Here is a 21,075-nt window from a genome sequence, read left to right as displayed (position 1 = left end):
TCCTGCGAAAGGCGTTCTAGTCCGGACAGGCTTTGCGGCTTGGCCGATGGAGCTCATTGAATCAAGCTCTACGCGAGCCATTCAGATTTACTTTGCTAATTGATTAGATTACCTAGAAGGCGAATGTCAGCGGCGAACCGGCGGATAGCAAGGGTCTGAAGGACTGTGCTGGGAACGCGGTCCGTATTCTTCGAGGCCTGAAGCCGGTATCGCGGGATCGCCGCAAAGCAAAGCAGAAGCCAAGACAAGTGCGGCCATGGCGAAGTCCGCCATGGATCGCGCAAGCACAGTGGGGGACGGATAGATGGAAGAATCTGTATCCAACGTTTGGGGTATGGTGGTCGGTCTGGTGACCAGCTACGGGCTGAGCGTGGTCGGCGCCATCATTATTCTCATTATCGGCTTCATGGTGGCCGGCTGGGTCAAGTCGGGCGTCAACAGGGCGCTCAGCAAGATCGAAAAGGTCGACGAGACGCTGCGGGCTTTTTTCGCCAGCCTCGCCTACTACGCCGTCGTCATTTTCACTGTCATTGCCGTTCTCGCCCAGTTCGGCATTGAAACGACCAGCTTCATTGCCGTTCTCGGCGCAGCCGGCCTAGCCATCGGCCTGGCGCTGCAAGGAACCCTCAGCAACGTCGCCGCCGGCGTCATGCTGCTGTTGTTCCGGCCGTTCAAGATCGGCGACTATATCGAAGGCGGCGGTCTCGCCGGGACCGTGAAGAGCATCACCCTCTTCGTCACCGAACTGGCGACTCCCGACAATGTTCAGATCATCGCTCCGAACTCCCAGCTTTGGGGATCGGCCATCAAGAACTACAGCTTCCACGCGACCCGCAGGGTCGACCTGGTCCTCGGCATCGCCTACGAGGACGACATCGACCGGGCGCTCAACGCCTGCCTGGATGAAGCGAAAAAGGACTCGCGGGTACTTGCCGATCCCGCGCCGATGGCCGCGGTCACCGACCTGGGGGACAGTTCCGTCAATTTCACCGTAAGACTCTGGTGCAACGCGGCGGATTACTGGGGGCTTAAGTTCGATATGACCAAGAATCTGAAGAACCGGATGGATGCCGAAAAGATCTCAATTCCCTATCCGCAGCGGATGGTTCACACCGCCGTTGCAGCCGCAGCCGAATAAGAAGCCTCTCGGCCCCTGGAGCCGGTGGTCTTCCGGTATGAGAGCGTTGGCCGCGACGGCGCTCTGCGCCGCTGTGGCTGCCGCCATGGTGCTGCCTGCCGGCCCGGTGCTGGCTCAGGGCAGCCTCTTCGATAAGGCAAAAGATCTACTCGGCAGCGAAGACGGCGCAGCGGCATCTGGTCTGAGCACCGCCGAGATCAGCGACGGCCTGCGCGAGGCCCTGCGTGTCGGTACGGAACGAGTCGTCGGTCAGTTGGGGCAGACCGACGGCTTCAACGCCGATCCCGATATTCATATCCCTTTGCCGGAGTCGCTGCAGGGGGTGCAGAAAGCGCTGCAGACTGTGGGCATGTCGGACCTAGCCGACGATCTGGAACTGCGGCTCAACCGCGCGGCGGAGCAGGCGACACCGCAGGCCAAGCAGATCTTCTGGGATGCCATTTCCGCGATGACGCTGGAGGACGCCGAGGCGATTCTCAACGGCCCCGATGATGCGGCAACCCGCTATTTCCAGGACAAGATGACCACGCCGCTGGGCGATGCGATGCGCCCGGTCATCGACCAGTCGTTGGCCGATGTCGGCGCCGTTGCGGCCTATGATACGATGATGGGCGAATACAAGACGCTGCCCTTCATGCCGGATGCGAAGGCGAACCTGACGGACTATGCGCTGGAGCAGGCGCTGGAGGGTCTCTTCACCTACGTCGCACGCGAGGAGGCGGCCATCCGCAGCGATCCGGCAAAGCGCACGACAGAGATTTTGCAGAAGGTTTTCGGGGGTTAATGCGCCGCGGCATCGGCCCGGCGCCTGGTTAGGAGGTCTTGAGCGACATGAAGAAGCTATTGATCGGCCTGGGTGTGATACTCGTGCTGCTGATCGCGGTCGTGGTCATCGTTCCGATGGTGGTGCCCCTGGAGAGCTACAAGGCGGAAATCCAGGCCCAGGCCAAGCAGGCGACAGGGCGCGATCTGCGGATTGACGGTCCGATCTCTCTGTCGCTGTTTCCCGCCATCGCGATCTCGGTGGAGGATGTCGGCTTCTCGAACGCTCCGGGTGCGAGCACCCCGGAGATGGCGACCATCGAGAGACTGGATGTCGCGCTTCAGATCCTGCCCCTGATCGGCGGTGAGGTTGCGGTCGACCGCTTTATTCTGGAGCGTCCCGTCATCAACCTGGAGGTCGACGCCGAGGGCAAGGCGAACTGGGACCTTGCGACCGGCGCGGCGGCTCCGCCCCCGGAACCCTCGGCTTCCGGCGGCGAGGCTGCCGGAGGCGGCGGTGGCAGTGCGGTCAGTGACGTCCGCCTGGGCGAGGTGCGTTTGGTCGACGGCACGCTGAATTACAGCGATCAGCAGAGCGGCCGGCAGGAAACGGTCAGCGAGATGAACATGGAACTCTCACTGCCCAGTCTGGCCTCGCCCTTCGCGGCAGAGGGCTCTGCCGTCTGGAACGGCGAGACGGTTGCCCTTACGGTCGGTGCCGAGAGTCCGCGCGACCTGATGGCCGGCGAAGCGAGCAATCTGGCCATGACGATCGAGGCGGCACCGGTGACGTTCTCCTTCGACGGTGCGGCGCGCAATGCCGAGGAACTGGGACTGCAGGGTCAACTGAACCTTGCGGTGCCGTCGATCCGCAATCTGGCGGCCTGGGCCGGCAATCCACTGGACTTCCCGGGCGAAGGGCTCGGCCCCTTCAACCTTGAGGGCATGCTGGAAATGACCGGCGCCAAGGTCGCCCTCACCGAGGCCAAGCTCTCCATTGACGAGATCGCCGGCGACGGGCTGTTCTCCGTCGATGCGCGCGGCGCAAAGCCGGTGATCAAGGCGGAGCTCAACGTCGAGCAGCTGAACGTCAACCCCTATCTGCCGCCGGAGGCGCCGGCAGGCGAGGGTGGTGATGCGGGTGCGACGGCCGGCGCGTCCGGCGGTGGCACGCAGGATGCCGGCGACTGGAGCGACGAGCCGATCGACGTTTCGGCCCTCGGCCTTCTCGACGCCGATCTGGCCTTCAATGCCGGCGGTATCCAGTTCCGCGAAGTGAAGATCGGCCAGAGCAGCCTGACCGTGCTGCTGCAGGACGGCAAGCTGACGGCCGAGCTGGCGGAGATGCAGCTCTATGAGGGCAGCGGCAAGGGCACGATCGTGGTCGACGGCTCGAGCGGCCAGCCCGCAGTCGCCGCGGACTTCGACCTGGCGAACTTCCAGGCCGGCCCGTTCCTGAACGATCTGGCCGATTTCGACCGCATCCTCGGCACCACGGAAACCAAGCTTTCGGTCACCGCGGCCGGTGCTTCGCAGCGCGAACTGGTGTCGAGCCTGCAGGGGGACGGCGCCGTGGTGTTCCGCGATGGGGCTGTGAAGGGCATTAATCTGGCTGCGATGATGCGCAACATCTCGGTGGCGGCCATCGATCAGTCCTTTGACGCCGCGGAGCAGACCGACTTCGCCGAGCTTTCCGGCACCTTCCAGATCGACAAGGGGATCGTCTCGAATCAGGACCTCTCCCTGGTCGCGCCCCTGGTGCGGATGACCGGCGCCGGCACCATTCCGCTGCCGCCGCGCACGGTCGATTACGAGGTGAAGCCGAAGCTGGTGGGATCGCTCGAAGGGCAGGGTGGCCAGTCGGATCTTGCCGGCATTGCGGTGCCGATCAAGGTGACCGGTCCCTGGCACGACATTTCCTATCAGCCGGATCTCGCCGGTGCGCTCACGGATCAGATCACGGACCCGGGCGCGCTGCTCGAGAATGTGCCGGAGGCGGGTGACCTGAAGGACGCCACGGAGGGTGGCGCCCGGGGGCTGCTCGACAAGCTGGCCCCGGGCAGCGGTGGGGAGGGCGAGTCGGACTCGCCGCTCGATCTCAAACGGGGCCTCTTCGGCAACTGATCTGCGGAGCCATGACAAAGCCGAGAGTCCAGGCAAGGTGGTGGTCAAGGGTGGCGCGTTTCGTCGCGCCCCCTTTGCTGCTGTTGATGTCTGCGGCCTGTACCTCGACGCAACCGATCCCGCCGCAGGTTTTCATCAGTGATCTGCGGCTGCTCGACAGTTCGGTTTTCGAGCAGCGCTTTCAGATCGACCTGAGGATCGGCAATCCCAACGACTTCGCCCTGCCGCTGGACGGCATCACCTTCGATCTCGACGTTAACGGGGCGGACTTCGCGAGCGGCTTTTCCAACGAGGCCGTGACCGTGCCGCGCCTGGGCGAGGCGGTTCTCTCCGTGACCGCTTCGACCACGCTTGTCGATCTCGTGCAGCAGATGATGCTTCTGGCCGAGCGCGGCGATCTGACCTACCGGGTGCAGGGCGTCGCCTATCTGGACAGCCTCGCCCGGCGACGCGCGCCTTATGAGTCGATGGGCACTTTCCGGCTGCTGCGGGAGCAGCAGATCAAGGCCGGGTGGCCCCCGCAGTAGGCGGGGGAACGCCGTTCGGCGCCTGCCGGTCGCGCAAGCGACAGCCCCTTCCGCCCCGCCGCCCTTGCGGCTATTCTTCCCAGCAAGCGTTCCTCACGCCTTCGTCGGCGCTGGGGGCGGATAACAGCAGAAGCAGAAAAGACGGAATCTGACAGGCAGTTGGGAGGACACAGCATGACGGTAACCCACAGCCCGCCCGCCAGCGGTTTCCCGCCAATCCGCCGGCTGGAGCTGGAGCGCCCCTGGTCCTGGCTTTCCGCCGGCTGGCAGGATATGTGGCAGGCGCCGGGCGTCAGTCTGGCTTACGGCGCAATCTTCACACTGGTGTCCTTTGCAATCACCGCCGGTGTTCTGCTGGCCGATCTGGCCTATCTGCTGTTTCCGCTGGTGGCCGGCTTCATGCTGGTGGGGCCGATGCTGGCGGTCGGCCTTTACGAGACCAGCCGGCGGCTGGAGACAGGCGCGCCGATCTCTCTCGGCGCTGCGCTCTTCGTCGCCACCCGCTCGCCCATGCGCCTGGCCTTCCTGGGCGTCACCCTGATGATCGTGCTGCTGGTCTGGATCCGCCTGGCCACGCTGCTCTTCGCGCTCTTTCTCGGCACCACCGAGGTGCCGCCGATGGCGGAAATCGTGCCGACCCTGCTGTTCACGCCCAATGGTCTCTCCTTGCTGATCGTCGGCTCGGCGGCGGGCGCCCTGCTGGCCACCCTGGTCTTTGCCATCAGCGTGGTCTCCGTACCGCTGCTGATGGAGCGGGACATCGACTTCATGACCGCGGTCATCACCTCGATCCAGTCGGTGCTGCGCAATCCCAAGCCGATGCTGCTCTGGGCCTGGCTGGTCGCTCTTCTGACCGCCGGGGGGCTGGTGACGCTCTACCTCGGTCTGATCATCACCTTCCCGCTCGTCGGCCACGCCACCTGGCACGCCTACCGCGACACCATCGGCCGCTGAGCGGACGGCAGCCTTGGAGAAGTCGCTTTCCCGCTCACCCCGGCCCTCTCCCCGCTGGGGAGAGGGAGGGTCCGGGTTAGCAAGAGCATAGGGGGGCTGTAGGACCGCCGTGTCTTAGCGGCGGTCGCGCCGCTCCGCTTCGCCGGGTTCGGCGTCATCCTCCTCGTCGTCGAGCAGGACGCGGTGCGCGGCGCCGTCCAGATCCTCGAACTGGCCGCTCTTCAATGCCCAGAGGAAGGCCACCAGGCCCAGCAGGCCCAGCAGCAGCGCCGCGGGGATCAGATAGATCAGCGCGCTCATGCGTCGGCGTTCCGGTTCTTCAGGTTCAGGCGCATGGCGTTCGCGGTGACGATGATCGACGAGCCCGACATGGCCGCCGCGGCGATCAACGGAGTCACGAATCCGGCCACCGCAATGGGTACGGCGATCAGGTTGTAAAGCATGGCCAGGCCAAAGTTCTGGAACACCAGCCGGCGGGCGCGGCGGGAGGTGCCGATGGCCTCCACCACCGGCGCCAGGCGCTCGCCCTGAAAAACGATGTCGGCGGCGATCTGGCTGACATCGGCAGCCTCAGCCGGGGAGAGGGAGGCAAAGGCCGTGGCGAGGGCCGGGGCGTCGTTCAGGCCGTCGCCGATCATCGCCGTGCGGCGGCCTTCCGCTTTCAGGTTCTCGAGCCGCGCGATTTTTTCGGCGGGGCGGCAATCGCCGCGCCAGACATCGATTCCCAGATCTTCGGCAAGCTGGGCCACTACGCCGCTGCGGTCGCCTGACAGCAGTTCCACGGCAATCCCTCGTGCCTTCAGGGCAGCGATCACCTCGGCCGCGTCGGCCCTGGGGGCGTCATTGAAGGTGAACCGCTGAGGGGCGAAATCGCCGCCGCTCAACCAAAGCTCCATGGCCGCGTCGGCCGAACCGTCGTCGGCCCCACACCAGCCGCGCCGACCGAGTCGGATCGTCTTGCCGTCGACCTCGGTCGAGAGCCCGTCGCCGGCATGTTCCTGGACGGTCAGGTCCCTTCCGCTGCCCGCCGCCGCCCGGCTCAAGGCGCGGGCCAGCGGGTGGCGGCTGTGGCGGGCGATGTCGGCAGCCAGGCCCAGCAGGGTCGGATCGATGTCGGCGGCGTTCTGCAGCGAAGGGCAGCCCCGGGTCAGTGTGCCGGTCTTGTCGAAGACAACGGTGTCCACCTGGGCCAGACGCTCCAGCGCGTCGGCGGATTTCACCAGGATACCCTGCTTCATCAGGCGCCCGACGGCGGCGACCTGCACCGCCGGCACTGCCAGCCCCAGGGCGCAGGGGCAGGTGATGATCAGCACGGCGATGGCGATCATGAGGCTGTCCTGCCAGGGCAGGCTGGAGAGCGCGAGCCAGCCGCCGAAGGTTGCGGCGGCCAGCAGGTGGACGACGGGGGCGTAGAGACGGGCCACCCGGTCTGCGAGGCGCACGTAGCGGTCGCGGCCCTGCTCGGCGGACTCCATCAGCCGCACGATCTCCGACAGCAGGCTTTCGTCGGGCAGGGCGGTCACCGCGATGCGCAGCGCGCCGCCACCGTTCACGGTGCCGGCATAGACCGCGGCGCCCTCGCGCACAGGCTGCGGCAGGCTTTCGCCGGTCAGGAGAGAAGCATCGACCTCCGAGCGGCCTGAGAGCACCTCGCCGTCCATGGGAATGCGCTCCCCGGCCGCCACGGCGACGGTCATGCCGGGTTTCAGCCGGTTGATGGGGAGGCTCTGCAGGCTGCCGTCGGCGGCAACCACGGTTGCCGCCGTTGCCTTCAGCGCCGTCAGGTTCTCGGCTGCCGAGCGGGCCCGGCCGCGAAGCCGCAGGTCGAGGAAACGCCCGATCAACAGGAAAAACAGCAGCATGACGGACGCATCGAAGTAAACCAGGTCGCCGCCGCGCAGGGTCTCCGACAGGCTCATGCCCGCCGCGAGGATGACCGCGAGGGAGATCGGCACGTCCATGTTGGTGTGGCCGCTGCGCAGGACCGTCAGGGCCGAACGGAAAAAGGGCCGTCCGGCATAGGCAACGGCGGGCAGGGCGATCATCGCCGAAACCCAGTGCATCAGGGTTCTGGTCGCCGGCCCCATGTCGGTCACCAGGCCCGACCAGACGGAAACCGACAGCAGCATGACGTTGCTGGCGGCGAAGCCTGCCACCGCCATGGCCCAGAGCAGTTCCTTTTCTTCCGCCGCCGAGGCGCTCTGCAGCTGCTCGGGGTCCAGCGGCACCAGGCGGTAGCCCCGCGCCGCGACCGCCGCCAACAGGGGTTCGGCCCCGGTCTCCTCGGGGTCCCACTGCAGTTCGAGGCGCCGGGTGCTGAGGTTGACCCTTGCCCGGATCAGGCCGGGCCGGCCGTCCACCGCCGACTCGATGCTGCGGATGCAGCTCGGGCAGTGCAGGTTCTGCACCACCAGGGTCAGCGCCTCGCTGCCGTCGTCGTTGCGGCGCAGCTGGCCGGCGAAGTCGGCGGAGGTAAGAGCATGCTCATCCGTCTGCGCCAGTTCGACCACGGCGCCGCCGGGGCAGCAGCCGGCGGCAACCGCCGCGGCCCCCGCCGCTTCGCTTGCGGCCTTCGCGCGCGGAAGATCAGGGGCTATTTCAACCATAGGCGCGTTTTCATCTCAAAGGCGGTGCCTTCGTCCGTTGCCCGGCCCCCTTCGGCGAGCAGGGTGAGGTCCCAATTGCCGCGCAGGGGAAGAGCAAGATCGGTGACGTATTCTCCCGGCGCCGCCTCGGCGAGGGTCACCGGCTGGTCGTATCCGTCATGGGTCGGGCGTTTCAGGACTCCGGTCACCGTAAGTCCGGTCACTGCGGTCCCATCGCGGTCGCGGAGGGTCACGGTCAACTCCTCGCCGTCGACCCCGCGGTCGGTCAACGCGACGGCGGCCTGCCAGCCCAAACTGCGTTGCGTGTCGCGGTCGGCCAGGGTCTCGTTGTAGTTCAGGCCGTCCCGATAGGCGCTGTCGGTCGTGACGCCGGTAAAGGTATCCAGAGCCAGATAAACGAAGACCATGTTGACGGCGATGATCACCCCGAAGAAACCGAGCATTCCCGCCAAGACGTGTTTGCCGCGTATCTGCATGGTTTCGCTCTCCATGCCCGTGCTGTTGCTCATCGGCTGCTCCTAGTCGTCGGGTCCACGGAAGACGCTGTCGTTTACGGCCGCCCCGCCGCCGCTTCGCTCGACAATGCGGAAGCTGACGTCGACGGCGCCACCGGCGACGCTGTCGCGCGGGGCGGTGGCGAAGACCCGGAAGCTGGCCAGGCTGTCCGGTCCGACCGCCAGGGCCTCGGGGTCGGCGCCGGCGCCGACGACCGTCAACTCGGCCCCGGGCAGGCCTGTCAGCTCCAGGCTGAAAACCCGCTCCTGATGCTGCTTGTTGATGATCTTAACCGTATAGCCGTTGCGGATCGACCCATCGGAAAGCGCGACGAAGAGGGGGTTGCGGTCGCGCAGGATGTTGAGGTCCAGGTCGGCGCGCGTCACCAGGCTGACCAGCATGATCGCCCCCACCACGGCGATCAGGCCGGAGTAGACGACGGTGCGCGGCCGGATCAGCCTAAGGCGCGGCTTCTCGCCGGCCCGGACCCGCTCGACATTGGCCAGCGTGCTGTACTCGATCAGGTTGCGCGGCAGGCCCACCTTGTCCATGACCGAATTGCAAGCGTCGATGCAGAGCCCGCAGGTGATGCATTCCAGCTGCTGGCCGTCGCGGATATCGATGCCCATGGGACAGACCGCGACACACTGGTTGCAGGCGACACAGTCGCCCAGCGCCGAAGGGTGGTCGCCTTTCTTGCGGGCGCCGCGCGGCTCGCCGCGATCCTCGTTGTAGGTGATGACCAGCGACTCTTCATCCAGCAGACCGCCCTGGATGCGCGGCCAGGGGCACATGTAGGTGCAGACCTGCTCGCGCGCGAAGCCGCCCAGAAGGTAGGTGGTGAAGGTGAGGACACCGATGGTGATGTAGGCCACCGGCGCGGCCTGGAAGGCGAGGAGATCGGCGGCCAGCGTCGGCGCATCGGCGAAGTAGAACACCCAGGCGCCGCCGGTACAGACGGCGATGACCACCCAGGCCACCTGGGTGCCCACCTTGCGCAGCACCTTTTCGACGCCCCAGGGCGCCTTGTCGAGGCGGATGCGTGCCGCCCGGTCGCCCTGGATCGCGTGTTCCACGGCGATGAAGAGATCTGTCCAGACCGTCTGCGGACAGGTGTAACCGCACCACACGCGCCCGGCCAGGCTGGTGATCAGGAACAGACCGATGGCCGCCAGGATCAGCAGGCCGGTGATGTAGTAGACCTCTTGCGGCCAGATCTCGATGAAGAAGAAGTAGAACCGCCGGGCCGGGAAGTCGATCAGAACCGCCTGGTCAGGCGCGTTGGGGCCGCGGTCCCAGCGGATCCAGGGTGTCAGATAGTAGATCCCGAGGGTCACCGCCATGATGACCCATTTCCACCGCCGGAAGGCACCCTTTGCCAGCTTCGGATAGATCTTTATCCGTTTCTGGTAAAGGGAGCGCTTCTCCTTTTTGTTGACCGGTTCAGCGTCGGAGCGTTCTACGCCCCCCTGTCGGTCTGCCGTCACTCCCGCGGTGGTGTGCTCCACGACCGCCTGTTCGACCATGATCTCTCCTCATACCAAGGCTTTCCTTGGTCACCACGTCACTCGCCGCCCCCGAGGGAGTGAACGTAGACTGCCAGTTGTTTGATGGTCGCCTCGTCGAGACGACCGGTCCAGGCCGGCATCATGCCGGCACGGCTGTAATAGATGGATTCCACCACAGCGCTCTTGCCGCCGCCGTAGAGCCAGATGGCATCAGACAGGTTCGGCGCCCCCAGTTCATAGTTGCCTTCGCCGTTTTCCATGTGGCAGGCACTGCACTGCTCGGCGAAGGTGACTTCGCCCCTTGCCGCCGCCTCGGCGTCTTCCTCGGTTCCGGAGAGGGAGAGGACATACTCGGCGACATCGTTGATCTCTTCACGGCTGAGAAGCTCGTCCCGTCCGTAGGCCGGCATCTCGTTGAAGCGGGTCTCTTCATGATCCGACCGGATGCCGAAGTGGATGGCATGGCTGATTGCCTCCAGGCTGCCGCCCCAGATCCAGTCGTCGTCATTGAGATTCGGATAGCCGACGAAGCCGGCCGCACCGCGCCCGTGGCACTGCGAGCAGTTGACGGCAAAGGCCGACCCGCCGCCGGCCAGGGCGAACTCGAGAAGCTCGCTGTCGGCGACGATCTCCTCCAGGGAGGCGGTCTCGATGCGGTTCAGGTAGACGCTCTGCGCTTCGCGTGCCGAGGCCACGGTCTTGGCCAGCTGCTCGCGCGACGAATAGCCCAGTACGCCGGTGGTGTGGCTGCTGATCAGCGGCCAGGCCGGCATCACGATCCAATAGGCAAAGGCCCAGAGGCATGTCGCGTAAAAGGTCCAGAGCCACCAGCGGGGCAGGGGATTGTTCAGTTCCTTGATCCCGTCCCACTCGTGTCCGGTGGTCTCGACCCCGGAAATCTGATCGACTTCTTTGTTGTCGGCCACGATCAGTCCTCCTCAAGCGGGCGGCGCGCCGCTTCATCGAATTTCTTCTTGTTCTTGGGCCAGAAGGCGTAAACCAGCACGCCCGCGAACAGCACCATGAGATAGAGCAGGCCGTAGGTGGCGGCGAACTCCGCGACTTTTTCGTAGGTTGAGTCCGGTGTCATCGCTCAGCCTCCTAGCGGTAGTTCGCTTCGGGCTCGTAGGCCTCGAAGTCGACCAGCGTGCCCAGCATCTGCAGATAGGCGATCATCGCATCCAGCTCGGTGAGTTCGGGATTGCCGTCGAAGTTGGCCACCTTGGCGCCGGGATAGCGCGCCAGCAGTGCGTCGGCTGCGTCCGTGTCCGGGGTGACCTGGGCCAGCAGGTCTGCTTCCGCCGCCTCGATCATCTCGTCGCTGTAAGGCACCCCGACGCCGCGGTTGGCGCGCAGGTGATCGGCGATGAACCTCACGTCCAGCGTGGTCTCCGCCAGGAAGGGATAGCCGGGCATGATCGATTCCGGCACCACGGAGCGCGGATCGTTCATATGCGCGACATGCCAGTCGTCGGAGTAGCGCCCGCCGACCCGCGCCAGGTCGGGCCCGGTGCGCTTGGAGCCCCACTGAAAGGGGTGGTCGTACATACTCTCGGCCGCCAGGGAATAGTGGCCGTAGCGCTCCTGCTCGTCGCGCAGCGGACGTATCATCTGGCTGTGGCAGTTGTAGCAGCCTTCGCGGATGTAGATGTTGCGGCCGACCAGCTCGAGCGGGCTGTAGGGCCGCATGCCCTTCACCTTCTCGATGGTGCTTTCGAGATAGAACAGCGGCGCGATCTCGACCAGGCCGCCGACGGAAACCACCAGCAGGGTCAGCACCAGCAGGAGGATCGAGTTCTTTTCGATGACGGCGTGTTTGAATGCCATGACTGCCTCCTTACTGCGCGGCTGCGGCCGGCTGCGGCGCTGCGGCGGGAAGGCCGGCGACCTTCTCCTCCTTCAGATCGCCGCGGATGGTCCGCCAGCAGTTGTAGACCATGATCAGAGCACCCAGCAGGTAGAGGGCGCCGCCCAAGGCGCGGATCACATAGAAGGGATGCATCGCTTCCACTGTCTCGACGAAGGAGAACTCCAGGAAGCCGAGGCTGTCGTAAGCCCGCCACATCAGGCCCTGCAGAATGCCGGAGACCCACATCGCTGTGATGTAGAGTACGATGCCGATGGTCGCGACCCAGAAGTGGAGGCTTACCAGGTTGACCGAATAGAGCCGTGTGCGATGCCAGAGCTTGGGCACGAGGTAGTAGATCGCGCCGAAGCTGACGAAGCCGACCCAGCCGAGCGCACCGGAGTGCACGTGGCCGACGGTCCAGTCGGTGTAGTGGCTGAGCGAGTTCACCGCCTTGATGGACATCACCGGGCCCTCGAAGGTGCTCATGCCGTAGAAGGCGACCGAAACCGCGAGCATCCGCAGCACCGGGTCGGTGCGCAACTTGTCCCAGGCGCCCGACAGCGTCATCAGGCCGTTGATCATGCCGCCCCAGGAGGGCATCCACAGCATGATCGAGAAGGTCATGCCCAGGGTCTGCGCCCAGTCCGGCAGAGCGGTGTAGTGCAGATGGTGCGGGCCGGCCCAGATGTAGAGGAAGATCAGTGACCAGAAGTGCACGATCGACAGGCGGTAGGAATAGACCGGCCGGTTCGCCTGCTTGGGCACGAAGTAGTACATGATGCCCAGGAAGCCGGCGGTCAGGAAGAAGCCCACGGCGTTGTGGCCGTACCACCACTGGGTCAGCGCGTCCTGCACCCCGGCGAAAAGCTGATAGCTCTTGGCGCCGGTCAGGGAGACCGGCAGTGCCAGGTTGTTGACGATGTGCAGCATCGCGATGGTGACGATGAAGGCGAGATAGAACCAGTTGGCGACATAGATGTGGGGCTCGCGCCGCTTCATCAGGGTGCCGAGGAAGACCAGAAGGTAGACCACCCAGACGATGGTCAGCCAGAGATCGACGTACCACTCGGGCTCCGCGTACTCCTTGGACTGGGTGACACCCAGCACGTAGCCGCTGGCCGCCATCACGATGAAGAGCTGATAGCCCCAGAACACGAACCAGGGCGCCCATTCCCCGGCCAGCCGCGCCTTGCAGGTGCGCTGGACGACGTGGAAGGAGGTGGCGATCAGCACGTTGCCGCCGAAGGCGAAGATCACGGCGGAGGTGTGTACGGGGCGCAGCCGCCCGAAGTTCGTCCAGGGCAGATCGAGGTTGAGCGCGGGATAGGCCAACTGCAGGGCGATCACCAGCCCGGCGAGGAACCCGACGATACCCCAGAACAGGGAGGCGATGCAGCCGGCCCGCACGACGCCGTCGTTGTAGAGGACGCCGCCCTCTTCGCGCGCGATCGGATCGGCGCCGTCATAGTGGCGCTTGATCATCCAGAAGACGCCAAGCGTGCAGAAGGCGATGAAGAGATAGCCGTGCAGAGCGATCGCCGCGTCTCTGGCGTTGGCGACGAGGAATAGCCCCATCAGGCCGCCGGCGGCCAGGACGACGCCCAGGCCGTAGGTGAAAGGTGAGGTAGCCTTGACCTCGCTCGCGCTGTTCATGGAGTGCCCCAGTAGTGACGTGTTCCGGTCTGGCGACGACCGTTGCTGAAGGTAATCAGAAACTCTTGGCGCAGCCGCCTGAGCGACGTCGCAATCCCCCCTCCAGCGCCGGCGCGCACCGACCCTTTCAGGTTTTTCATGACAGCCTCTCCCGAGCTTGCCATTGATCCAGGTCAAAGCCACATTTGCTGCAGTCGGCTTCGGAGAAGCCCGCGACCTCAGTGAATGCTAATCTTGCATCGGGTCTTTGCGCCATGCGTCACAAGGCCGCGCGGCAGGTTGGACAAAAGCCAGTGAAGACAAGAGGTTGGCAGAGCAGGTTGAACGTGGGCGGGCCCGTCCGCCTGCCGGTGAGGCAGAACAGCGCAGGTTAACGAAGAGCAACGGAGTGAACGGCAAGGTGCCCCCAGAAGACAGTCAAGCCCCCAAAGACAAGCAAGGACGGCCAGTTGACGCTCGGGTCGACGCGCCGGTCGCCCCCAGGCATCCCAAGCAGATCACCCTCCACGGCGTGGTCCGCGACGACCCCTACGCCTGGCTGCGGGCGGATAACTGGCGCGAGGTCATGACCGATCCAGCCGTCCTGGGACCGGAAATCCGCGCCTACCTGGAGGCAGAGAACGCCTTCACCGAACAGGGGATGGCCTCGACCGAAGCGCTGCAGAAGACGCTGTTCGACGAGATGAAGGCACGGCTGAAGGAAGACGACAGCTCTGTGCCGAGCCCGGACGGCGCCTTTGCCTACTATCATCGCTTTGAAATCGGCGGTCAGCATCCTCTGTTCTGCCGCAAGGCTGCCGATGGCGATCTGGAAGAGGTTCTGCTGGACGGCAACCGGGAGGCGGAGGGCGAGTCCTTCTTTCGCGTCGCGTCCTGCGAGCACAGCCCGGATCACCGTTTTCTCGCCTTTGCGACGGACCGGAACGGTTCGGAACAGTATGTGATCAACTTCAAGGACCTTGAAACCGGTGCCCAGCTGACGGAGAGCGTCAGCGGCGCCCAGGGGTCCATTGCCTGGGCGAATGACGGCCGGACGCTGTTCTACGTAACCCTGGATGCGGAGCACCGGCCGTCGAAGGTCTTTCGCCACCGCCTGGGGAGCGACCCGGCCGAGGACGTGCTCGTCTATGCCGAACCCGACCCGGGGTTCTTCATCGGCCTGGGCGTCAGCGAAAGCCGGCGCTTCATCATCATCTCCGCCCACGACCACACCACTTCGGAAGTGCGCGTCGTGCCGGCGGACCGGCCGGAGGAGGACGCGCGGCTGCTGGCCCCGCGGGATACCGGGGTGGAGTATTCGGTGAGCGATCAGGACGGCCGTTTCCTGATTCTCACCAACGCCGACGGAGCCATCGATTTCAAGATCGTGGAGGCGCCGCTCGACGAGCCGGGACGCGAGACCTGGCAGGACGTGGTGCCGCACCGCCCCGGACACCTCGTGCTCAGTCTCCTGAGCTTCAAGGACTACTTCGTGCGCCTCGAGCGGGTGAACGGCGTGCCGCAGGCCATCGTCACCGCCATGGCCGACGGCGCCGAACACACCATTGCCTTCGACGAGGAGGCCTATTCCCTGGGCCTGCTGCCCGGCTATCTCCACGACACGGCGACGCTGCGCTTTGTCTACAGCTCGCTGACCACGCCGGCACGCACCTACGATTACGACATGGAGGACCGCAGCCGCCTGCTCCTGAAGGAACAGGAAGTGCCCAGCGGACACGACCCCTCCGACTACGTGAGCGAGCGCTTTCTGGCAGAGAGCCACGACGGCGCGCAGGTGCCGGTCTCTCTCGTCCGGCACAGGTCCACTCCGCTCGACGGCTCGGCCCCTTTGCTGCTTTACGGCTACGGGTCCTACGGCCATGCCATTCCCGCGGGCTTTTCCACCAACCGCTTTAGCCTCATTGACCGCGGCTTCATCTATGCGATCGCCCATGTGCGCGGCGGCACCGACAAGGGGTACGGCTGGTATCTCGACGGCAAGCTGGAAAAGAAGACGAACACCTTCTTGGACTTCATCGCCGCGGGCGAGGCGCTGATCGGGCGGGGACTGACCCGCAGGGGCCGCGTTGTCGCCCACGGCGGCTCGGCCGGCGGGCTGCTGGTGGGCGCGGCGGTCAACATGGCGCCGGATCTCTTCGGTGGCGTTATCGCCGAGGTGCCCTTCGTCGACGTGCTCACCACGATGTGCGACAAGGACCTGCCCCTGACGCCGCCCGAGTGGCCGGAGTGGGGCAACCCCATCGAGGATGCGGAGGCCTATGCAACCATCGCCGCCTATTCGCCCTATGACAACGTGGAGGCGCAGGCCTACCCGCCGATCCTGGTGACGGCCGGGCTGACCGATCCCCGGGTGACCTATTGGGAGCCGGCCAAGTGGGTCGCCAGGCTGCGGGCCCTGAAGACCGACAGCAACCCGCTGTTCCTGAAGACCAACATGACGGCTGGTCATGCCGGCGCGGCCGGGCGCTTCGACAAGCTCAACGAGGTTGCGCTGGCCTACGCCTTTGCCCTGATGGTCTGCGGCTCCGGCAGCGGACGGATCACCGAGACCGCCGCCGCCGCGGGTGGGTGAGGCGACTCCGGCGGCTGCGCCGGGCACGGCGTCCGAAGAACCCCTATCCGGCCCTTGACCCTCACGTTACGTGAGGGCCTATCTGACCTTCTCGCGGAGGTGCAGACGATGCGGAAGTACACGGTGAAAGAGGTGGCAAGGCTGGCGGGCGTGTCCGTCAGGACACTGCACCACTACCACGACATCGGTCTTCTGACGCCCGCGCTGATCGGCGAGAACCGATACCGCTATTACGGTGAGGCGGAGTTGCTGCGGCTGCAGCAGATCCTCTTCTACAAGGAATTCGGCCTGCCGCTTGCAGAGATTGCCGAACTTCTCGACCGGCCGGGCTTCGACCACCTGATCGCCCTTGAGGAGCACAGGAAGAAGCTGGTTCTGGCAGCGGAGCGCTATCGCCAACTCATCACGACGGTCGACCGCACGATCGCCAAGTTGAAAGGAGATAGAGCCATGAAAGCAGAAGAGCTCTACCTGGGCTTTCCGCCGGAAAGGCAACGGGCCTATGAGAAGTGGTTGGCTGAGCACTACGGCGACGAGATGGCCGAGACCATTGCGGTCAGCAGGAAGCGCTTCCAGGCAAAGCCGGAACCGGAAAAGGCTGCCGCCATGGCGGAACTGGCTGGCGTCGAAGCGGACCTCGTGAAGAGGCTGGAACACGGAATTTCGCCCGAGTCCCAGGTCCTCGATCCGCTGCTGGCCCGCCATCGCGACTGGATCGCCGCGATGTGGGGCCGTCCCTGCACGCCGGAAGCCTATGCCAGTCTGGCGGAGCTCTACCAGTCGCATCCGGACTTCATGAAGCGCTACGAAGCGCTGGCCGAAGGCTTCACGGCTTACCTGAGCGCGGCCATGAAGGCCTATGCGGCCCGCCAGGAGGCGGAAGGCTGAAGGAGGGCCGGACCATGCAGCCCGATACAAGGGGGCGGGGCCATGCCCCGTCCCCTTTTTCTCTCCGCCTCCAGCTGCGACACTGCGGCCCGTCTTCACGTCAGCGGAGGAGAGGGCTGTGAGCCTGAAGATGTACGACCTGGCCGGCAATGACCCCGAGGTGCGGTTCAGCCCTTACTGCTGGCGCATCAAGATGGCATTGGCGCACAAGGGCCTGACGGTCGAGACCATTCCCTGGCGTTTCACCGAAAAGCACGTCATCGCCTTTTCCGGACAGGAGCGGGTGCCCGTGCTGATCGACGGTGACCGGCACGTGACGGATTCCTGGGAGATCGCCCTCTACCTTGACGAGGCCTATGGAGACAGGCCGGCGCTCTTTGCCGGCGAGCAGGCCCGTGCGGCCGGGTTCTTCGTCAAACGCTGGTGCGAGACCCAGTTGCATCCGGCCCTGGTGCGCCTGGCTTTGGCGGACATCGTTCAGGTTCTGACGCCGGCCGATGCGGCCTACTTCCGGCAGAGCCGGGAACAGGCCCTGGGCCGGCCGCTGGAGGACTACTGCGAGCCGCGCGAAGCGCACAGAAAGGCCCTGGACGCCTGCCTGGCGCCGCTGCGGTCCAGCCTCAAGGTGACCGGCTTCCTGGGCGGCGGAGCGCCCAACTTCGCCGACTACATCGTGTTCGGTGCCTTCCAGTGGGTGCGTTGCTCGTCACGGGAACCGGTCCTGCAGCCGCACGATCCGCTCGCCGGGTGGTTCGAGCGGATGCTCGGCCTCCATGACGGCCTCGGCGCCAAGGCGCCCCGCGCCTTCGCACAATTGCCACTCAAGGATGGGCCGCCCAGGGATGGGCCGCCCAGGGAGGCCGGCTGAGGAGCTGTCTGCAGAATCCCGGGCGGTTAGCGGGCCATGTAGTCGGGGTCCAGTTCCTGATAGACCTCGTCCACCATCCAGTCGCGGATGACTTCCGGGATGTCGTCTTCGCTGAACTGGCTTTGCACCTCGGGATTTGAGGCGAAGGCCGCGATGTGCGCCAGCTCGTCGCCTGCCAGCTCGATCTGGTAGCCCATCTCCATCTCCTGCAGCACGATCATGGTGGGGGCGCCCCGCCACATGCGCGCGGTGAAGTCGAGCATGTCCAGGTAGGGCGCTTCCGGGTCCGCATCCAGTGCCGGCGCTGCCTTGCCGCCAACGCCGTTCACAGCATGGCAGACCACGCAGCCTTTGCCGACGAAGAGGCGCAGCCCTTCCTGCGCGTCGGCAAGCGGGATGACCAGTTTTTGGCTTTCCTGGTCTTGGGCGCCCCGGGCTGCACTGGGCAGGGCCCAAAGGGCCAAAGCGGCGAGAAGGGTCAGAAGAAGTCCGGCGGTCCAGCGCGCGGCAGGAGTCATGCAAGCATCCTTTCACGGTCGAGTGGTCGGGATAGCCCAGTCATCCCTCCTACAAAACGAATCGGATGCTAGCATCTATGTCCGCGGCTGGCGACCGCAGGGGCGGCGGGTGGCAGAGACCAGCGGCCTCAGGTGTCCTTGGGAACGCTGTCGCCCTCGGGCAGGGGGGTCGGCAGGGGGGGCAGGGGCATCAGCTCGGGCTTTGCCGGCAGCGGCTCCGCAGGGGGCTCAAGCACCGGGCCGGTTTCCGCCGTCCCGGCCGGCCGTGGCGCCACCCCTGGTATCACGGTCGCACCTTCGGCGCCGCCGGCGCCCTCGACCGGCGAGAGGGTGGCGGAAACGGCGTCGCTCTGGCCGGATGGCGCGGCGCCGGCCTCAGCCTCCGTCACCTCACGTTGCAGTTCTTCGCTGATCACCTCGGCAATTTCCAGCAGCCGCTTCTGTTCCATCATGCCGATCAGGCTGTAAGCGAAGCTTCCGCTCCGCCAGAAGAACTGGGAGGCCTCGCCCTCCCGGGCGAAGGTAAAGCTGGTATTGGCGTTGGACCGGCCGGCCCGCATGAAAAGCGAGATCCGATGGCCGTCCTCATCCTGATAGAGCAGCTGCGCGGCGCGCTGGCCGCTGGCGGTCGGCGTCACCCGCTCGGCGATAAGCTGGAAGCCCAGGCTCTCCAGATCCGGCACCCGCAGGGGCGCCCCTTCGGGCTGTTCCGACAGCCAAGTAACGACCTGCCGGCCGCTGGTTTCCGATGCGGCCATTCCGGCGAGCTGGCGCTCGGCCAGGCGCGCATGGGCCTCCGCCGCCTGACGGGTAAAGGCCACCAGGGGATCGCTCGGCCTGAAAAACTGATCGTAGGTCAGCCAGCCGGCGCCGCCGGCAGTGATCATCACGGCGAGCGCTGCGGCCAGGCTGCGGAACTGTTTGGCATAGCTGCGCCGGGGCGCGGCGACCTGCAGCCTGTCGTCGAGCTGCTGCGCCAGCATCGCCATCTGCGGCGGCAGATCGCCAAAGTCTTCGCCACGGCCCGAATCGGAGCTCCCCGAGTCGGAGCCTCCCGAATCGAACAGTCCGTGCAGGCCGATGTTCTGTTTGCGATAGGCGGCCAGGCGCTCGCTTTCGTCCGGCCGCCGGGCCAGGTAGGCCTCGACCCGCGCGCGATCGGCCGCCGGCAACAGGCCGTCCACATAGGCCTGCAGATCCTCCTCGGAAACGCTGTTGTCGCTTCCGGGCGGCGGCTTCTGCCACTGCGGCGGTTCCCGGCCACTTCGGGTCATGGTCCCTACTGAACCTTTCTCAGGTTGGCCATAGGCGCCCCGTTGGTCAGCCGCCTCAGAGCCTCGCGGCCACGCGACAGGCGGGACATGATGGTGCCGATGGGCACGTCCATCACCGCGGCAGCGGCCTTGTAGCTCATGCCTTCGTAGCCGACCAGCAGGACCGCCTGCCGCTGCTCCTCGGGCAACCTTTCCAGCGCTTCGGCAAGGTCGCGCAGGGCCAGCCGGTCGGTCTGCGATGCGGGTCTCGACAGGCGGCTTTCAAGGAACTCGTCGGTCAGGTTGTAGCTCCAGCGCTGCCTCTCGTTCAAGCGGTCGACATGGGCATTGTGCAGGATGGCGAAGAGATAGGCCCTGAGATTGCGGATTTCAGAGCCCTTCTGGCGCCGCGCGAGGGCCCGGCTGAGACACTCCTGAACGAGGTCGTCGGCCTCGGCCGGATCGCCCGTCAGGGCGCGTGCGTACCGTCTGAGACCGGGGATATGCTCCAAGACCGAGGTTTCTGCTTCAGCCACGCCTGGTACCTCCCTGGATATGGTGCTCTCTCGGGAAGGGCTCTCCCCAACCCGATCGATTTGAAGGTAGGCGTCGCGGCTTTGACTGTCCTGGAACCTTAACGGGACCGATTTATGGCGAATTGTGGCGCAAGGACGGGCAAACCCGGCGGCTTGCTGCCGCCGGAGTCCGCCTGAACTGCGGGCGATGGCCATGGCCTGGCCGCAACCTCCCGCCACAACCATGGAACTACTGCGTATCGCTGGACGGTGCGTCACCGGACGGAGCCATCATATCGTCCTGCTGCGACTCGGTGGCCCCGGCCTCCGGCACGGTCGTTTCCGGCGTGGTCGTCGGAGCCAGGGTCGTGCTGCTGGCGCCGGACGAGGAATCCGCCGGCACCGCACCCTGTTGCAGGGGCTGGCTGCTGCCTTCGCCACTGTTTTCAGACTGCTGCTGCTGGTCGCAGGCGCCCAGCGAGAGGGCGAGGGCCGCCGCCACGATACTGGTGGAAAGAAGCGTCTTCTTCATAATCGAATCCTCCGGGTGCAAATTCCGCTGCTGTTACGATCGGTTCTGTCGGCAGGCCGCCCAGCCGCCTTCCCGGTTATCAGCCCCGGTCTCAGCTTCGGTGAGACCGCCGCCGAGGGAGGGGTGCGGCCGGCGCCATGGGGAGAGAGCTGCGCCGGCCGCCAGTACGGGCCGTGAGGGAAGGGCACCGCCCGTAGTTCTCAACTTCACGAAAATCGTCGGGCAAGACGTTGCCTGTTTCGGTCACTCCGATTTCACCTGACACCTTCACCCGCGACCCTATGCTCTGCTTTAATCGTGCCGCCGTCCGAAG

At 65.6% G+C, this 21,075-nt stretch carries 21 protein-coding genes; 8 read left to right on the top strand and 13 right to left on the bottom strand.

From position 1 onward, the window contains the following. Positions 1-304 precede the first annotated feature (304 nt). From ACO06P_RS06615 to ACO06P_RS06595, 5 genes are all read left to right on the top strand, one after another. The gene (locus ACO06P_RS06615) at positions 305-1,138 is read left to right on the top strand and encodes a mechanosensitive ion channel family protein (protein ID WP_420349215.1); all 834 of its coding nucleotides are present in this window, start codon (positions 305-307) and stop codon (positions 1,136-1,138) included. A 37-nt stretch (positions 1,139-1,175) separates the two neighbouring features. Then, positions 1,176-1,922: a DUF4197 domain-containing protein gene (locus ACO06P_RS06610; protein ID WP_420349214.1), complete on the top strand. Its 747-nt coding sequence runs from the start codon at positions 1,176-1,178 to the stop codon at positions 1,920-1,922. Positions 1,923-1,969: 47 nt separating this feature from the next. Continuing rightward, complete coding sequence (locus tag ACO06P_RS06605) at positions 1,970-4,024, top strand: AsmA family protein (RefSeq protein ID WP_420349213.1); 2,055 nt, start codon at positions 1,970-1,972, stop codon at positions 4,022-4,024. 50 nt (positions 4,025-4,074) lie between these two features. After that, positions 4,075-4,551 (top strand): LEA type 2 family protein, encoded by a 477-nt coding sequence (locus ACO06P_RS06600; RefSeq protein WP_420349212.1) that lies wholly within the window; start codon positions 4,075-4,077, stop codon positions 4,549-4,551. A 174-nt stretch (positions 4,552-4,725) separates the two neighbouring features. Then, positions 4,726-5,505, top strand: coding sequence for a DUF2189 domain-containing protein (locus tag ACO06P_RS06595; RefSeq protein WP_420349211.1), 780 nt, complete (start codon positions 4,726-4,728; stop codon positions 5,503-5,505). 114 nt (positions 5,506-5,619) lie between these two features. On the opposite strand, the gene ccoS is transcribed toward ACO06P_RS06595, so the two are convergent. The 9 genes from ccoS to ACO06P_RS06550 all read right to left on the bottom strand — a co-directional run bounded on the left by ccoS (position 5,620) and on the right by ACO06P_RS06550 (position 13,756). Further along, positions 5,620-5,805, bottom strand: a complete 186-nt coding sequence (gene ccoS, locus ACO06P_RS06590; RefSeq protein WP_420349210.1) for a cbb3-type cytochrome oxidase assembly protein CcoS — start codon at positions 5,803-5,805, stop codon at positions 5,620-5,622. Then, positions 5,802-8,111, bottom strand: coding sequence for a heavy metal translocating P-type ATPase (locus ACO06P_RS06585; protein ID WP_421935158.1), 2,310 nt, complete (start codon positions 8,109-8,111; stop codon positions 5,802-5,804). Before ACO06P_RS06585 ends, ccoS begins: the two co-directional genes overlap by 4 nt. Beyond that, complete coding sequence (locus ACO06P_RS06580) at positions 8,099-8,620, bottom strand: FixH family protein (RefSeq protein WP_420349208.1); 522 nt, start codon at positions 8,618-8,620, stop codon at positions 8,099-8,101. Before ACO06P_RS06580 ends, ACO06P_RS06585 begins: the two co-directional genes overlap by 13 nt. Before the next feature lie 9 nt (positions 8,621-8,629). Continuing rightward, a complete protein-coding gene (gene ccoG / locus ACO06P_RS06575) occupies positions 8,630-10,132 on the bottom strand; it encodes a cytochrome c oxidase accessory protein CcoG (protein ID WP_420349207.1) in 1,503 nt (500 codons plus the stop codon). Between the two features lie 38 nt (positions 10,133-10,170). Continuing rightward, entirely contained in the window at positions 10,171-11,040 is an 870-nt protein-coding gene (gene ccoP / locus ACO06P_RS06570; RefSeq protein ID WP_420349206.1) for a cytochrome-c oxidase, cbb3-type subunit III, read from the bottom strand. A gap of 2 nt (positions 11,041-11,042) precedes the next feature. After that, the gene (locus ACO06P_RS06565) at positions 11,043-11,204 is read right to left on the bottom strand and encodes a cbb3-type cytochrome c oxidase subunit 3 (protein WP_420349205.1); all 162 of its coding nucleotides are present in this window, start codon (positions 11,202-11,204) and stop codon (positions 11,043-11,045) included. Positions 11,205-11,215: 11 nt separating this feature from the next. Next, positions 11,216-11,941, bottom strand: coding sequence for a cytochrome-c oxidase, cbb3-type subunit II (ccoO, locus tag ACO06P_RS06560; protein ID WP_420349204.1), 726 nt, complete (start codon positions 11,939-11,941; stop codon positions 11,216-11,218). A gap of 10 nt (positions 11,942-11,951) precedes the next feature. Further along, the gene (ccoN, locus tag ACO06P_RS06555; protein ID WP_420349706.1) at positions 11,952-13,445 is read right to left on the bottom strand and encodes a cytochrome-c oxidase, cbb3-type subunit I; all 1,494 of its coding nucleotides are present in this window, start codon (positions 13,443-13,445) and stop codon (positions 11,952-11,954) included. A gap of 167 nt (positions 13,446-13,612) precedes the next feature. Then, positions 13,613-13,756 carry a hypothetical protein gene (locus ACO06P_RS06550; protein WP_420349203.1) on the bottom strand — a complete coding sequence of 48 codons (144 nt, stop codon included), beginning with the start codon at positions 13,754-13,756 and terminating at the stop codon, positions 13,613-13,615. Between the two features lie 248 nt (positions 13,757-14,004). Here ACO06P_RS06550 and ACO06P_RS06545 point away from each other — a divergent pair, with 248 nt between their 5' ends. From ACO06P_RS06545 to ACO06P_RS06535, 3 genes are all read left to right on the top strand, one after another. After that, complete coding sequence (locus ACO06P_RS06545; RefSeq protein ID WP_420349202.1) at positions 14,005-16,188, top strand: S9 family peptidase; 2,184 nt, start codon at positions 14,005-14,007, stop codon at positions 16,186-16,188. A 108-nt stretch (positions 16,189-16,296) separates the two neighbouring features. Further along, entirely contained in the window at positions 16,297-17,076 is a 780-nt protein-coding gene (locus tag ACO06P_RS06540) for a MerR family transcriptional regulator (protein WP_420349201.1), read from the top strand. Between the two features lie 118 nt (positions 17,077-17,194). Next, positions 17,195-17,944 (top strand): glutathione S-transferase family protein, encoded by a 750-nt coding sequence (locus tag ACO06P_RS06535; protein WP_420349200.1) that lies wholly within the window; start codon positions 17,195-17,197, stop codon positions 17,942-17,944. 26 nt (positions 17,945-17,970) lie between these two features. On the opposite strand, the gene ACO06P_RS06530 is transcribed toward ACO06P_RS06535, so the two are convergent. The 4 genes from ACO06P_RS06530 to ACO06P_RS06515 form a co-directional block, all read right to left on the bottom strand. Then, positions 17,971-18,462 carry a hypothetical protein gene (locus tag ACO06P_RS06530; protein WP_420349199.1) on the bottom strand — a complete coding sequence of 164 codons (492 nt, stop codon included), beginning with the start codon at positions 18,460-18,462 and terminating at the stop codon, positions 17,971-17,973. Positions 18,463-18,590: 128 nt separating this feature from the next. After that, entirely contained in the window at positions 18,591-19,736 is a 1,146-nt protein-coding gene (locus tag ACO06P_RS06525; protein ID WP_420349198.1) for an anti-sigma factor family protein, read from the bottom strand. 5 nt (positions 19,737-19,741) lie between these two features. Next, positions 19,742-20,251 (bottom strand): sigma-70 family RNA polymerase sigma factor, encoded by a 510-nt coding sequence (locus ACO06P_RS06520; RefSeq protein WP_420349197.1) that lies wholly within the window; start codon positions 20,249-20,251, stop codon positions 19,742-19,744. Positions 20,252-20,480: 229 nt separating this feature from the next. Further along, entirely contained in the window at positions 20,481-20,762 is a 282-nt protein-coding gene (locus ACO06P_RS06515; protein ID WP_420349196.1) for a hypothetical protein, read from the bottom strand. Positions 20,763-21,075: the final 313 nt, after the last annotated feature.

It is taken from the genome of Pelagibius sp. (assembly GCF_965227505.1).
Lineage (GTDB): Bacteria > Pseudomonadota > Alphaproteobacteria > Kiloniellales > Kiloniellaceae > Pelagibius.
The sequence above is the reverse complement of the archived record's forward strand: the minus strand, read 5'-3'. Positions and strand labels throughout refer to the sequence as shown.

Excerpts from the sequence above, each read along its gene's own strand:
- ACO06P_RS06615 (WP_420349215.1), top strand. The coding sequence starts at position 305 with ATGGAAGAATCTGTATCCAACGTTTGGGGTATGGTGGTCGGTCTGGTG.
- ACO06P_RS06610 (WP_420349214.1), top strand. The coding sequence starts at position 1,176 with ATGAGAGCGTTGGCCGCGACGGCGCTCTGCGCCGCTGTGGCTGCCGCC.
- ACO06P_RS06605 (WP_420349213.1), top strand. The coding sequence starts at position 1,970 with ATGAAGAAGCTATTGATCGGCCTGGGTGTGATACTCGTGCTGCTGATC.
- ACO06P_RS06595 (WP_420349211.1), top strand. The coding sequence starts at position 4,726 with ATGACGGTAACCCACAGCCCGCCCGCCAGCGGTTTCCCGCCAATCCGC.
- ccoS (WP_420349210.1), bottom strand. The coding sequence starts at position 5,805 with ATGAGCGCGCTGATCTATCTGATCCCCGCGGCGCTGCTGCTGGGCCTG.
- ACO06P_RS06585 (WP_421935158.1), bottom strand. The coding sequence starts at position 8,111 with ATGGTTGAAATAGCCCCTGATCTTCCGCGCGCGAAGGCCGCAAGCGAA.
- ACO06P_RS06580 (WP_420349208.1), bottom strand. The coding sequence starts at position 8,620 with ATGAGCAACAGCACGGGCATGGAGAGCGAAACCATGCAGATACGCGGC.
- ccoG (WP_420349207.1), bottom strand. The coding sequence starts at position 10,132 with ATGGTCGAACAGGCGGTCGTGGAGCACACCACCGCGGGAGTGACGGCA.
- ACO06P_RS06565 (WP_420349205.1), bottom strand. The coding sequence starts at position 11,204 with ATGACACCGGACTCAACCTACGAAAAAGTCGCGGAGTTCGCCGCCACC.
- ccoO (WP_420349204.1), bottom strand. The coding sequence starts at position 11,941 with ATGGCATTCAAACACGCCGTCATCGAAAAGAACTCGATCCTCCTGCTG.
- ccoN (WP_420349706.1), bottom strand. The coding sequence starts at position 13,445 with ATGATCAAGCGCCACTATGACGGCGCCGATCCGATCGCGCGCGAAGAG.
- ACO06P_RS06550 (WP_420349203.1), bottom strand. The coding sequence starts at position 13,756 with ATGAAAAACCTGAAAGGGTCGGTGCGCGCCGGCGCTGGAGGGGGGATT.
- ACO06P_RS06540 (WP_420349201.1), top strand. The coding sequence starts at position 16,297 with ATGCGGAAGTACACGGTGAAAGAGGTGGCAAGGCTGGCGGGCGTGTCC.
- ACO06P_RS06530 (WP_420349199.1), bottom strand. The coding sequence starts at position 18,462 with ATGACTCCTGCCGCGCGCTGGACCGCCGGACTTCTTCTGACCCTTCTC.
- ACO06P_RS06525 (WP_420349198.1), bottom strand. The coding sequence starts at position 19,736 with ATGACCCGAAGTGGCCGGGAACCGCCGCAGTGGCAGAAGCCGCCGCCC.
- ACO06P_RS06515 (WP_420349196.1), bottom strand. The coding sequence starts at position 20,762 with ATGAAGAAGACGCTTCTTTCCACCAGTATCGTGGCGGCGGCCCTCGCC.